This is a genomic window from Streptomyces sp. NP160, from assembly GCF_006335115.1.
Taxonomy (GTDB): domain Bacteria; phylum Actinomycetota; class Actinomycetes; order Actinomycetales; family Quadrisphaeraceae; genus Quadrisphaera.
This window is the reverse complement of sequence record NZ_VDMJ01000031.1, coordinates 74961-87803: the sequence shown is the minus strand read 5'-3', so window position 1 is coordinate 87803 and position 12843 is coordinate 74961. Positions and strand designations below refer to the sequence as shown.

The following is a 12843-nucleotide window of genomic DNA, read 5'->3' as shown; positions in this document are numbered from 1 at the left end:
GGGCGGTGCTCCTGTCGCTGAGACAGCGACAGGAGCACCGCCCGCACCGCTTCCCCGCGGGGTCCCCGGCGACCCCGCAGCACCGACGAGAGGGCGAGACGTGACCGCAGGAGCCATCCCCCGACGGGACCTCCGGCGCGAGCGGCTCGCCCTCGCCGTGCGCGCCGGCCTGGACGACCCGGCGCGCGGCCCCGAGCGCCGCGAGCGGCTCGCGGGGCTGGTGGACGCCTGGCTCGAGGACGTCTGGACCGACGCCGTGCTGTCCGACCCCGCCGGCCCCGCGGCCGGCGCCCACGCCACCGCCTCCGGCATCGCCCTGGCCGCGGTGGGCAGCCACGCCCGCCGCGACGCCGGGCCCGCCAGCGACCTCGACCTCGTGATCCTCCACGACGGCCGCCAGCTGAGCACCGAGGACGTGGCCGCCCTCGCGGACCGGGTCTGGTACCCCGTGTGGGACGCCGGGCTGCGGCTCGACCACTCGGTGCGCTCTCCCGCGCAGTGCCGCGAGGTGGCCGCCACCGACGCCTCCGCCGCGGTCGGCCTGCTCGACCTGCGCCCGCTCGCCGGGGACGCCGCCATGGTGCTGCGCACCCGCGAGGCCGTCCGCGAGGACTGGCGGCGCACCGCCCGCAAGCGGCTGCCGGTGCTGCTGGACGAGGTGGCCGAGCGCCACCGCCTGCAGGGCGACCTCGCCTACCTGCTCGAGGGCGACCTCAAGGAGGCCCGCGGCGGGCTGCGCGACGTCGTCGTCCTGCGCGCCCTCGTGGCCAGCTGGGTGGCGGACGCCCCCCACGGCCAGGGAGGGGCGCACGGCGTGCTCCACGAGGCCACGGGCCTGCTGCTGGACGTGCGCGACGGCCTCCAGGCCGTGACCGGGCGCGCGGGGGACCGGCTGCTGCTGCCCGAGCAGGACGCCGTGGCCGCAGCGCTCGGCCTGTCCGACGCCGACGAGCTGCTGGCCCGCGTGGCCGGCGCCGCCCGGGCCGTGGCCCACGCCCTGGACCGGACCACCCGCCGCGCCCGCGGCGCCATGACCTCCCGGCGCGGCCTGCGCCGCGCCCGCCCCCGGCTGCGCAGCCTGGGCCCCGACCTCGTCGAGCACGAGGACGAGCTGTGGCTGGGCGCGCAGGCGCGCCCCCAGACCGACCCCGCCCTCGCGCTGCGCGCCGCGGCCACCGCCGCCCGGGCCGGCCTGCCGCTCTCCCCGATCACCGCCGAGCACCTCGCCTCCGGCGGCGCACCGCTGCCCGAGCCCTGGCCCGTCCCCGCGCGCGAGGCCCTCGTGGACCTGCTGGGCACCGGCGAGGCGCAGGTGCCGGTGTGGGAGACGCTGGACCAGGCCGGGCTGGTGGTGCAGTGGTTCCCCGAGTGGGCCGCCGTGCGCAACCGCCCCCAGCGCACGGTCGTGCACCGCCACACCGTGGACCGGCACCTGGTGCAGACGGCGGTGGAGGCCGAGCCGCTGCGCTCCTCGGTCTCGCGCCCCGACCTGCTGCTGCTCACCGCCCTGCTGCACGACCTCGGCAAGATCGGCAGCGGCGAGGAGCACTCCGCCAAGGGGGCTCCCATCGCCGCGGGGGTGGCGCGGCGCGTGGGGCTGTCCGAGGGTGACGCCGCCGTGGTCCACCGCCTCGTCCTGCACCACCTGACGCTCGTGGACCTCGCCACCCGCCGCGACCCCGACGACCCGCGCACCGTGGCCGAGCTGGTCGACGCCGTGGACGGGCGCGAGGACGTGCTCGACCTGCTGCGCGCCCTCACCGAGGCCGACGCCCGGGCCGCTGGTCCCGCCGCGTGGACCGCGTGGCGCGCGCGCCTCGTGGACGCCCTCACGGCGCGGGCGCGCCGGGTGCTGCAGGGGCACGAGCCACCCGGGCCCGCACCGCTGACCGACACCGAGGCCTCGGCCGTGGCCGGCGTCCTGGCCGACGGGCAGCCGCGCATCCGCGTGGACGACGTCGCGGGCCTGCACGCCGTCCACGTCGTCGCGCCCGACCGCCCGGGGCTGTTCGCCGACCAGGCCGGGCTGCTCGCCAGCCACCGCCTGTCCGTGCGCTCCGCGCTGGTCCGCACGGTGGAGGGCCCCTGCGGCGGGGAAGGGGGACCCGGGGTGGCCGTGGACACCTGGTGGGTGGAGGCGCCCGCCGGCCTGCCCGACCCGAGCGTCCTGCTCACCGGCCTGCGCCGCCTGGCCGCCGGCGACGACGCCGTCCTCGAGCCGATGCGCCGCCGCGACGCCGGCTGGCGGCCCGGCAGCTCCGCCGCGGCGACCCGCGCCACCGCCCCGCCGCGGGTGCTCGTGCTGCCGGGCGCCTCGGGCGAGGCGACCGTGGTGGAGGTCCGCGCCCTCGACAGGCCCGGCCTGCTCCACGCGCTCGGCTCGGAGCTGGCCGGCATCGGCGTGGAGATCCACAGCGCCCACGTGGCCACCTACGGCGGCCAGGCGGTGGACGTGCTCTACCTCGGCGAGCCCGACGGGAGTCCGCTGGCCCCCGCCCGGGTCGCCGCGGCGGTGTCCGTGCTGGGCGCCGCCGCCGACGTCGACGCCTGACCGCTCGACCAGCAGCCGACCAGCAGCCGACCGGCGACCGACCTGGGTGCGCCCGCCCGCCGGTAGCCTGGACGTCGTGTTCAGCTCCCTGTCCGACCGTCTCACCGCGACCTTCAAGGGCCTGCGGGGCAAGGGCCGGCTCACCGAGGCCGACGTCGACACGACGGTGCGCGAGATCCGCCGCGCCCTGCTCGAGGCCGACGTCGCCCTGCCCGTGGTGCGCGCGTTCACGGGGAGCATCCGCGAGCGGGCGCTGTCCGCTGAGGTCTCGCAGGCGCTGAACCCCGCGCAGCAGGTCGTCAAGATCGTCAACGAGGAGCTCGTCGGCGTCCTCGGCGGCCAGACGCGTCGGCTGCGCTTCGCCAAGAACCCGCCGACCGTGATCATGCTCGCGGGCCTGCAGGGCGCCGGCAAGACCACGCTGGCCGGCAAGCTGGGCAAGCACCTCAAGGACACCGGGCACACCCCGCTGCTGGTGGCCTGCGACCTCCAGCGGCCCAACGCCGTCACCCAGCTGCAGGTGGTCGGCCAGCGCGCCGGCGTCGAGGTGTTCGCCCCCGAGCCCGGCAACGGCGTCGGCGATCCCGTCGAGGTGGCGCGCCGCGGCGTCGAGCACGCCCGCGACAAGCAGTACGACGTCGTCGTCGTCGACACCGCGGGCCGCCTCGGCGTCGACGCGGAGATGATGCAGCAGGCCTCCGACATCCGGGAGGCCACGCAGCCCGACGAGGTGCTGTTCGTGGTCGACGCGATGATCGGCCAGGACGCGCTCGCCGTCGCGCAGGCGTTCCAGGAGGGCGTCGACCTCACCGGCGTCGTCCTCACCAAGCTCGACGGCGACGCCCGCGGCGGCGCCGCCCTGTCGGTGGCCACCACCACCGGCCGCCCGGTGCTCTTCGCCTCCACCGGTGAGGGCCTGGCCGACTTCGAGGTCTTCCACCCCGACCGGATGGCCTCGCGCATCCTCGACATGGGTGACGTGCTCACCCTCATCGAGCAGGCCGAGCGCGCCTTCGACGCCAAGGAGAGCGCGGCGCTCGCCAGCCGGTTCGAGGCCGGCGAGGACTTCACCCTCGAGGACTTCCTCACCCAGATGCAGGCCCTCAAGAAGATGGGCCCGCTCAACAAGGTGCTCGGGATGCTGCCCGGCATGGGCGCCATGAAGGACCAGCTCGACGAGCTCGCCAGCGACGGCGCCATGAAGCGCATCGAGGCGATCGTGCGGTCCATGACGCCCCTGGAGCGCCGCAACTCCAAGGTGCTCAACGGCTCGCGGCGCGCCCGCATCGCCCGGGGCTCGGGCGTGGAGGTGAGCGAGGTCAACCAGCTCATCGACAGGTTCACCGAGGCCCAGAAGGTCATGCGCGCCATGCGCGCCAAGGGCGGCGGCGGCCTGGCCGGCGCGCTCGGCGGCACGGGCGGCGGCCCCGGCGGCGGCATGGCCGGCCTGGCGGGCGGCAAGAAGTCCCGCGGTCGCATGCAGGCCCCGCCGCCCAAGGGCAAGAAGGCGAAGTCGGGGAACCCCGCCAAGCGCGCCGAGCAGGAGCGCGCCGCCACCGAGAAGGCCCTGGCCAGCCGCGGCTCGGCGTTCGGGCCGGGCGCCGCCTTCGGCGCCGGCGGCGACGAGCCGCAGCTGCCGCCGGGCTTCGAGCTGCCGCCGGGCTTCGAGAAGCACCTCGGCCGCTGACGGGCGTCTGACGGGCCGCCGAGCATGATCCACCTCACCGGGCCCGTGCTCGCCCGCCTGGACGAGTCCGGGGAGGTGGAGGTCCGCGACGGCGCGTGGGTCCTCGACGGGCGCGTCACCTTCGACCGCCCGACCTCCACCGACGGCGCCGAGGAGCTCGACGGCTGGGTGCTGCCCGGCCTGGTCGACGCGCACTGCCACGTGGGCCTCGGTCCTGCCGGGCCGGTCGACGCCGACACCGCCCGCCGCCAGGCCGAGACCGACCGCGACGCCGGTGCGCTGCTGCTGCGCGACGCCGGCTCCCCGGCCGACACCCGCTGGATGGACGACGACGACGCGATGCCCCGCGTGCTGCGCGCCGGTCGGCACGTCGCGCGCTCGCGGCGCTACCTGCGCGGGGTGGGCGACGAGGTCGAGCCCGAGGACCTCGTGGCCGCGGTCAGCGCCCAGGCGCGTGCCGGTGACGGCTGGGTCAAGGTGGTGGGGGACTGGATCGACAGGTCCACCGGCGACCTCGCGCCGTGCTGGCCCGTGGAGGAGCTGACGCGCGCCGTCGGTGCCGCGCACGCCCTCGGCGCGCGCGTGGCCGTCCACACGTTCTCCGAGCAGACCCTGCCCGACCTGCTCGCCGCCGGCGTCGACTGCTGGGAGCACGCCACCGGGCTCGACGGCGAGACCGCCGCCGCCGCGGCCGCGGCGGGGGTGGCCATCACGCCGACGCTCGTCAACACCGCGCGCTTCCTCGACTTCGCGGCCGCGGGCACCCCGAAGTTCCCCGCCTACGCGGCGCACATGAGGGCGCTGCACGCCCGGCGCCCCCAGGCCGTGCGCGACGCCGTCGACGCCGGGGTGCGGCTGCTGGTCGGCACCGACGCCGGCACGGAGATGCCGCACGGGCTGGTCGCTGACGAGGTCGCGGCCCTGGTGCAGGCCGGTCTGGCGCCGCTGCAGGCGCTGAGCGCCGCCACGTGGGGCTCGCGGGCCTACCTCGGGGCGGCGGCGCTGGAGGAGGGGGCCCCGGCCGACCTCCTCGTGCTGCCCGCCGACCCCCGCGAGGACGTCGACGTGCTGCGAGCGCCACGCGCCGTGGTGCTGCGCGGACGCACCGTCAGACCGTGACCCGACGGGCTGCGGTCGGCGGCCGTCCGGTCGTGCGGACCTCAACTACTCTTCGGCGCGTGCTGCGCCGACCCGCCCTGCTGATCACCGCCCTCGCCGGCGCGTCCGCCCTGCTCGTCGCGGGCTGCGCCCCGCAGGACGAGACCGCGGGAGCCGGCGCTGCGAGCGCCGGCGGCTCGGCCTCCACGACGGCGAGCTGCTCGCCCACCGACCTGCAGACGCTGACGCCGGGGACGTTCACGGTCGCCACCAGCCAGCCCGCCTACGAGCCGTGGTTCTCGGACGACGACCCCAGCAACGGCCAGGGCTTCGAGTCCGCCGTCGCCTACGCCGTGGCCGGGCAGCTGGGGTACTCCAAGGAGCAGGTGACCTGGACGGTGGCCGACTTCAACGCCGCCATCGCCCCGGGCCCGAAGCAGTTCGACGTCGACATCAACCAGTTCTCCATCACCGAGGAGCGCAAGCAGGCCGTCGACTTCTCGACGCCCTACTACGACGTCGCGCAGGCCGTGGTCACCGACGGCGCCTCGAAGGCCGCCTCCGTGACGGACCTCGCGGGCCTCAAGGACCTGCGCCTGGGGGCCCAGGTGGGCACCACCAGCTACACGGCCATCACCGACCAGGTCCAGCCGACGCAGCAGCCGAGCGTCTTCAACACCAACGACGACGCCGTCGCCGCGCTGAAGAACGGCCAGGTCGACGCGATCGTCGTCGACCTGCCCACCGCGTTCTACATGGCGGCCGCCCAGCTCGACGCCGGCAAGGTGGTCGGGCAGCTCGCCACGCCCAGCGGCGGCGCCACCGACACCTTCGGCATGGTGCTCGACAAGGGATCACCGCTCACCGCGTGCGTGAGCCGCGCCGTCGACACCCTCCGCGAGGACGGCACGCTCGCGAAGCTGCAGCAGGAGTGGCTGGACGAGGCGGCGCAGGCGCCCGTCCTGACGTGACCGCACCACCGCGGGAGGGGGGCGTCGTCCCGCCCGTCAGCGAGGTCGAGCAGGGCCGGCGCTCCTACCGGCGCTCCCGCGAGCGGCGCTCGACGGGGATCGCCGTCCTCTCGACGGTCCTCTTCGCCGTCGTGCTCGTGCTCGGGACCACGAGCGCTCCGGGGTGGCCGCGCACGCAGGAGTCCTTCCTGGACCCGGAGGTCGCGAAGCAGTCGTTCCCGCTGGTCCTGGAGGGCCTCTGGCTCAACGTCCGCGTCCTCGTCGTGGCCGCGGTGTGCGTGCTCGTCGTGGGCCTCGTGGTGGCGCTGCTGCGGACGCTGCGGGGCCCTGTGTGGGCCCCGGTGCGGATCGTCGCCACCGCCTACACCGACGTGTTCCGAGGTCTCCCGCTCATCGTGCTGCTCTACATCGTCGGCTTCGGCGTGCCCGGGCTGCGGCTGCAGGGCGTGCCGACCAGCGCGGTGGTCCTCGGGACGATCGCCATCGTGCTCACCTACGGCGCCTACGTGGCGGAGGTCTTCCGGGCGGGCATCGAGTCCGTCCACCCGAGCCAGCGGGCGGCGGCGCGAGCACTGGGGCTCACCCACCGCCAGACCACGCGCCTCGTCGTCCTCCCGCAGGCCGTCCGGACGGTGACGCCGCCGCTGCTCAACGACCTCGTCGCCCTGCAGAAGGACGTGGGCCTCATCTCCGTGCTCGGCGCCATCGACGCCGTGCGCCAAGCGCAGATCCAGTCGGCGCAGACGGCGGACTTCACGCCGTACGTCGTCGCGGGACTGCTCTTCGTGCTCCTGGCGGTCCCCACCGTGCGCCTCGCGGACTGGGCCACCGCCCGGGCGCGGCGACGGCAGCAGGCGGGAGGCGTCCTGTGAGCGAGCCGGAGCAGCCCCCCGTCCTGAGGGTCCGGAACCTCGTCAAGGCCTACGGGGGTGCGCCGGTCCTGCGGGGAGTCGACCTCGACGTCGACGAGCACCAGGTGGTCACGCTCATCGGGGCCTCCGGCTCGGGCAAGTCGACCCTCCTGCGCTGCGTGGACCTCCTGGAGCAGGTGGACGACGGCCAGGTGTGGCTCGACGGGCAGGACGTCACCGACCCCCGCGTCGACGCCGACGCCGTGCGCCGGCGCATCGGAGTGGTGTTCCAGGCGTACAACCTCTTCCCGCACCTGTCGGTGCTGGACAACGTCACCCTGGCGCCGCGCCGCGTGCACGGCGTGCCGCGCGAGCAGGCCGAGGCCACCGCGATGGAGCTGCTGGAGCGCATCGGCCTCGCGGCCCGCGCCCGCGCCTTCCCCGACCAGCTCTCCGGCGGGCAGGCCCAGCGCACCGCCATCGTGCGGGCGCTCGCGGTGCAGCCGCGGCTGCTGCTGCTCGACGAGGTGACCTCCGCGCTCGACCCCGAGCTGGTGGGGGAGGTGCTGGCGCTGGTGCGCGAGGTGGCCGCCGGCGGCATGACCATCCTCATGGCCACGCACGAGATGGGCTTCGCCCGCTCGGCCGCCGACGTCGTCTGCTTCCTCGAGGGCGGGGTGCTGCTGGAGCAGGGCCCGCCCGAGCAGGTGCTCTCCGACCCGCAGCACGAGCGGACGAGGGTGTTCCTGCGCCGGGTGGTCGAGGCCGGGAGGCTGTGAGCAGCACCCTCCGACCTCTGGCACAATCGAGGGCTGTACTCGGCGGTGTGCGGCCCCTCTCTCCGCGATCCGCTGGTCCTCGGGCCCGACGCAGCGCGACACCCCACGCGCGGCCGCCGGCCCACACCCGCGAAGCGAAGCAGGAGCACTACCCCGTGGCTGTCAAGATCCGCCTCAAGCGCCTGGGCAAGATCCGCGCCCCGTACTACCGCATCGTCGTCGCCGACTCGCGCACCAAGCGCGACGGTCGTGCGATCGAGGAGATCGGCAAGTACCACCCGACCGAGGAGCCCTCGCTCATCGAGGTCGACGGTGCGCGCGCGCAGTACTGGCTCGGCGTCGGCGCCCAGCCGTCCCCCCAGGTCGAGGCCATCCTCAAGATCACCGGTGACTGGCAGACCTTCAAGGGCCTCCCGGGCACCGAGGGCACGCTGAAGACCAAGGAGCCGAAGGCCCCCGCCGCCGGTTCCGAGGACTTCTCCGCCGACAAGCGCGAGAAGCCGAAGAAGGCCGACAAGGGCGAGGCCGTGCAGCCCGCCGAGGTCGCCAACGCCGAGCAGCCCGACGGCACCGACGAGCCGGCTGAGGCCGGTTCCTCGGGCACCTCGGCCTGAGCACCGGGCAGGAGCAGGCCGTCGTGCTCGCTGAGGCGCTCGACCACCTGGTCCGCGGCATCGTCGACAACCCCGACGACGTCCGGGTCAGCACCCGCCGCCTGCGCTCCGGCGAGGTCCTCGAGGTGCGCGTGCACCCCGAGGACCTCGGCCGGGTGATCGGTCGGTCGGGCCGCACGGCCAAGGCGCTGCGCACGGTGGTCGGCGCCCTCGCGGGCGACGACGACGTGCGCGTCGACGTCGTCGACGTCGACCGCCCCCGCCGCCGCCCGTCCTGACCGCCGGAGGGGTCCGTCCGCGCATGGAGGTCGTCGTCGCCCGGATCGGGCGTCCCCACGGAGTGCGCGGGCAGGTCAGCGTCGAGGTCCGCACCGACTCCCCCGGCGAGCGCTTCGCCGGGGGAGCGGTGTTCTCCACCGACCCCGCGGGGGTGGGGCCGCTCGTGCTGGAGTCCGCGCGGGACCACAACGGCGTGACCCTGCTGTCATTCCAGGGCGTCACCGACCGCAACGCCGCCGAGCAGCTGCGGGGCGTCCTGCTGCTCGCCGACGTCCCCGCCACCCGTGACGACGAGCCGGACGCCTGGTCCGTGCCCGCGCTGGTGGGCCTGCGCGCCGAGCGCACCGACGGCCGCGCCGCCGGCGAGGTGGTGGGCGTCGAGCACGGCCCCGCGCAGGACCTGCTCGTGGTGCGCCAGCCCTCGGGGTCGCTGGCGCGGATCCCCTTCGTGGCCGCGCTGGTGCCCGTCGTCGACGTGGCCGGCGGCCGCGTGGTCCTCGACCCGCCCGGCGGCCTGCTCGAGGGTGACGGCGCGCCCGAGGACGCCCGGTGATCCTCGCGTGAGGATCGACGTCGTCACGATCTTCCCCGAGTACCTCTCGCCGCTGGAGCTCTCGCTCATCGGGAAGGCCCGCACCACGGGCCTGCTCGACCTGCACGTCCACGACCTGCGCACCTGGACCACCGACCGCCACCGCACCGTCGACGACGCCCCGCTCGGCGGGGGCGCCGGCATGGTCATGCGCCCGGAGCCGTGGGCGGCCGCGCTGGCCGCGGTGCGCGAGGCCGGGCGCAGCTCGCTGGAGGAGCCCGAGGCGGTGCCGCACCTGCTGGTGCCGAGCCCCGCGGGCGTCCCCTTCACGCAGGCGATGGCCCACGAGCTCGCCTCCGAGGCCTGGCTGGCCTTCGCCTGCGGCCGCTACGAGGGCATCGACGAGCGGGTGCTCGACGCCGCCGCGGAGCACGGTCCGGTGACGCCGGTCAGCCTCGGCGACTACGTGCTGAACGGCGGTGAGGTGGCCGTCCTCGCCGTCGTCGAGGCCGTCGCGCGGCTGCTGCCCGGTGTGCTGGGCAACCCCGAGAGCGTGGTCGAGGAGTCGCACGCGCCGGCGTCCGGCGGTCTGCTCGAGGCGCCCGTCTACACGCGCCCGGCCACCTGGGAGGGCCGCCCGGCGCCGGAGGTGCTGCTGTCGGGCCACCACGCCAAGGTGGCGTCCTGGCGGCGCGAGCAGTCGCTGCGGCGCACCGCCGACCGCCGCCCGGACCTGCTGGAGCGGCTCGACCCGGCCCATCTCACCCGGGCCGACCGCGCCGTGCTGGCCGAGCTCGGCTGGGAGAGCGGCGACGGGCGGCTGCGCCGCCCCTCCTGAGGGCTGCAGCCGGTCCAGCGCGGGACTGGTCGAGCCACCACCGCTGCTGTGGCAGACTTGGAAGCCGTGCCGTGACCGGCGCCGCCCCTGCCACAGGGGGCGTGCGGTCGCCGGAGGGGACCCGGCACGACGACGGAAGCAGACCACCGGCCCGTCCGCGCACCGCGGCAGGCCAGACGTCGCGCGTGACCTGTGGCACCGCGGGAACGGACACCAACCGTGCACACCTTCGACGCTCTCGACGCCGCCTCGCTGCGCAGCGACATCCCGGCCTTCGGCCCCGGCGACACCGTCAAGGTCAACGTCAAGGTCGTCGAGGGCAGCCGCTCCCGCATCCAGGTCTTCCAGGGCGCCGTCATCCGCCGCTCCGGCGGTGGCGTGCGCGAGACCTTCACCGCCCGCAAGGTCAGCTTCGGCGTGGGCGTGGAGCGCACCTTCCCGCTGCACTCCCCGGCGATCGACTCCATCGAGGTCGTGACCCGCGGTGACGTGCGCCGCGCGAAGCTGTACTACCTGCGCGACCTGCGCGGCAAGGCCGCCAAGATCAAGGAGAAGCGCGACAGCCGTCCGGCCTGAGCCCAGCTCGGCCTGAGCAGCGGAGGCCCGGTCCGTCTCGGACCGGGCCTCCGCCGCGTCCGGACCTCGTCTCCCAGCACGCCGACGTAGCCTTCCGAGGTCGCGGGCGCACCGCCCGTGACCCCCATCCCCCGGAGGACGAGTGGTTGACCAGCAGGCGCGGCACGAGTCCCCGCCCCCTGACGGGCCCGGCCGCCGCACGCGCCACCGCGGCCCGCTCGCCGGCCTCGTCGCGGCCGTGCGCGAGGCCGCCGTCGTGGTGGTGGCCGCCCTCGTGCTGTCGCTGCTGGTCAAGACCTTCCTCGTGCAGGCGTTCTACATCCCCTCGGAGTCGATGGAGGACACCCTCCTGCGCGGCGACCGGGTGCTCGTCAGCCAGCTCACGCCGGGGCCGTTCGACCTCCAGCGCGGCGACGTGGTGGTCTTCGAGGACCCGGGCGGCTGGCTCGACCCCGTCCCCGAGGTCGACCGCGGTCCGGTCGGGAACGCCGTCGTCGACGTCCTCACCTTCGTGGGGGTGCTGCCCTCCAACTCCGGCCAGCACCTCATCAAGCGGGTCATCGGCCTGCCCGGCGACCGCGTCGTGTGCTGCGACGCCGAGGGGCTCACCACGGTCAACGGCGTGGCGATCCACGAGGACTTCCTCAAGCCCGGCTCGGTCTCCAGCGAGGTCGACTTCGACGTCACCGTGCCGCCGGACAGCCTGTGGGTCGAGGGGGACAACCGGCAGAACTCCGGCGACTCCCGCTACCACCCCGGCTCTCCCGGAGGCGGTGCCGTGCCGGTGGACGACGTCGTGGGGCGCGCCGTGGTCGTCGTGTGGCCGCTCGACAGGCTCACCTGGCTGGGCCGGCACGCCGAGGCCTTCGCCGGCGTCCCGGCGGCCTCCAGCGGTGGCTGAGCGGGCGGCCGCGCGCAGACCCCGCTCCGCCGCCCCGACGCTGCGGCGCGAGCGCGAGCTGCTGCGGTCCGGCCACGCCCTGGTGGCCGGTGTGGACGAGGTGGGGCGCGGAGCGCTCGCCGGGCCGGTCACCGTCGGCGTCGTCGTCGTCGAGCTGTCCACCCGGAGCGCTCCCGTGGGCCTGCGCGACTCCAAGCTGCTCAGCCCCGCCGCCCGCGAGGCCCTCGTGCCGGCGCTGCGGCGCTGGGCGCCGGGGTGGGCGGTCGGGCACGCGTCGGCGGCCGAGGTCGACGCCCTCGGCATCCTGCGGGCGCTGCGGCTGGCCGGCACCCGGGCCCTGCACCAGCTGCCCGCGCTGCCCGCGGCGGCGCTGCTCGACGGCGACTACGACTGGCTCAACCGGCCGCACCCGCCGCCGCCCGCCCACTGCGCACCGCTGGCCGACGGCGTCGACGTGGTGACGCAGGTCAAGGGGGACCTGCGCTGCGCCGCCGTCGCGGCCGCCTCGGTGCTCGCCAAGGTGGAGCGGGACGCCCTCATGACCGGGCTCGACGCGGACCACCCCGGCTACGGGTGGGCCGGCAACAAGGGCTACAGCGCCCCGGACCACCTGGCAGCGCTGCGCGAGCTCGGCCCGAGCGCCCAGCACCGGCGCAGCTGGCGCCTGCCCGGCGTCGCCGCCGCCGGCCAGGCGGCGCTGGCCGAGCAGCTGGACCTGCTCGGCGCGCTCGAGCCCGGGGCCGGGCCCGAGCGCGAGCCCCGGGGTTCCGGCGAGGCGCTCGGAGCGCGGGGTGCATGATGAGCGGCGATGAGCGCTGAGGACCTCGAGGACTACGAGACCGAGATGGAGCTCGCGCTCTACCGCGAGTACCGCGACGTCGTCGGCCTGTTCTCCTACGTGGTGGAGACCGAGCGCAGGTTCTACCTGGCCAACTCCGTGGACCTGCGCCCCCGCACCACCGACGGCGAGGTCTGGTTCGAGCTGGTGCTGTCGGACGCGTGGGTGTGGGACGTGTACCGGTCGGCGCGCTTCGTCAAGACGGTCCGCGTGGTGACGTTCAAGGACGTCAACGTGGAGGAGCTGTCCAAGAGCGACCTCGAGGTGCCCAAGCCCGAGGGCTTCACGGGCTGACCCCGGCCCGCTGGTCGGCCACTGAGCACGTCCT

General features: G+C 75.7%; 14 protein-coding genes. All 14 read left to right on the top strand.

Going from position 1 to position 12843, the window contains the following annotated elements:
* Positions 1-100: 100 nt before the first annotated feature.
* Complete coding sequence (locus FHN55_RS16525; RefSeq protein WP_257571067.1) at positions 101-2551, top strand: [protein-PII] uridylyltransferase; 2451 nt, start codon at positions 101-103, stop codon at positions 2549-2551.
* Positions 2552-2627: 76 nt separating this feature from the next.
* The gene (gene ffh, locus FHN55_RS16520) at positions 2628-4238 is read left to right on the top strand and encodes a signal recognition particle protein (protein ID WP_139713426.1); all 1611 of its coding nucleotides are present in this window, start codon (positions 2628-2630) and stop codon (positions 4236-4238) included.
* A 24-nt stretch (positions 4239-4262) separates the two neighbouring features.
* On the top strand, positions 4263-5357 hold the full coding sequence (locus tag FHN55_RS16515; protein ID WP_139713425.1) for an amidohydrolase family protein: 1095 nt from the start codon (positions 4263-4265) through the stop codon (positions 5355-5357).
* Positions 5358-5416: 59 nt separating this feature from the next.
* The gene (locus FHN55_RS16510; protein WP_139713424.1) at positions 5417-6307 is read left to right on the top strand and encodes an ABC transporter substrate-binding protein; all 891 of its coding nucleotides are present in this window, start codon (positions 5417-5419) and stop codon (positions 6305-6307) included.
* Positions 6304-7179: an amino acid ABC transporter permease gene (locus FHN55_RS16505; protein ID WP_180357898.1), complete on the top strand. Its 876-nt coding sequence runs from the start codon at positions 6304-6306 to the stop codon at positions 7177-7179. The genes FHN55_RS16510 and FHN55_RS16505 overlap by 4 nt, the downstream gene beginning before the upstream one ends.
* The gene (locus tag FHN55_RS16500) at positions 7176-7937 is read left to right on the top strand and encodes an amino acid ABC transporter ATP-binding protein (RefSeq protein WP_139713422.1); all 762 of its coding nucleotides are present in this window, start codon (positions 7176-7178) and stop codon (positions 7935-7937) included. Before FHN55_RS16505 ends, FHN55_RS16500 begins: the two co-directional genes overlap by 4 nt.
* Positions 7938-8092: 155 nt before the next feature.
* Positions 8093-8551, top strand: coding sequence for a 30S ribosomal protein S16 (rpsP, locus tag FHN55_RS16495; RefSeq protein WP_139713421.1), 459 nt, complete (start codon positions 8093-8095; stop codon positions 8549-8551).
* Between the two features lie 23 nt (positions 8552-8574).
* The gene (locus tag FHN55_RS16490) at positions 8575-8829 is read left to right on the top strand and encodes an RNA-binding protein (RefSeq protein ID WP_139713420.1); all 255 of its coding nucleotides are present in this window, start codon (positions 8575-8577) and stop codon (positions 8827-8829) included.
* A gap of 23 nt (positions 8830-8852) precedes the next feature.
* Positions 8853-9383, top strand: a complete 531-nt coding sequence (gene rimM, locus FHN55_RS16485) for a ribosome maturation factor RimM (protein ID WP_139713419.1) — start codon at positions 8853-8855, stop codon at positions 9381-9383.
* Between the two features lie 7 nt (positions 9384-9390).
* Positions 9391-10200, top strand: a complete 810-nt coding sequence (gene trmD, locus FHN55_RS16480) for a tRNA (guanosine(37)-N1)-methyltransferase TrmD (protein ID WP_139713418.1) — start codon at positions 9391-9393, stop codon at positions 10198-10200.
* 219 nt (positions 10201-10419) lie between these two features.
* Positions 10420-10776: a 50S ribosomal protein L19 gene (gene rplS, locus FHN55_RS16475; protein ID WP_139713417.1), complete on the top strand. Its 357-nt coding sequence runs from the start codon at positions 10420-10422 to the stop codon at positions 10774-10776.
* Positions 10777-10918: 142 nt separating this feature from the next.
* A complete protein-coding gene (gene lepB, locus FHN55_RS16470) occupies positions 10919-11677 on the top strand; it encodes a signal peptidase I (RefSeq protein ID WP_139713416.1) in 759 nt (252 codons plus the stop codon).
* Positions 11670-12476: a ribonuclease HII gene (locus FHN55_RS16465; RefSeq protein WP_257571064.1), complete on the top strand. Its 807-nt coding sequence runs from the start codon at positions 11670-11672 to the stop codon at positions 12474-12476. Before lepB ends, FHN55_RS16465 begins: the two co-directional genes overlap by 8 nt.
* Before the next feature lie 9 nt (positions 12477-12485).
* Positions 12486-12809, top strand: a complete 324-nt coding sequence (locus FHN55_RS16460) for a DUF2469 domain-containing protein (RefSeq protein WP_139713415.1) — start codon at positions 12486-12488, stop codon at positions 12807-12809.
* Positions 12810-12843: the final 34 nt, after the last annotated feature.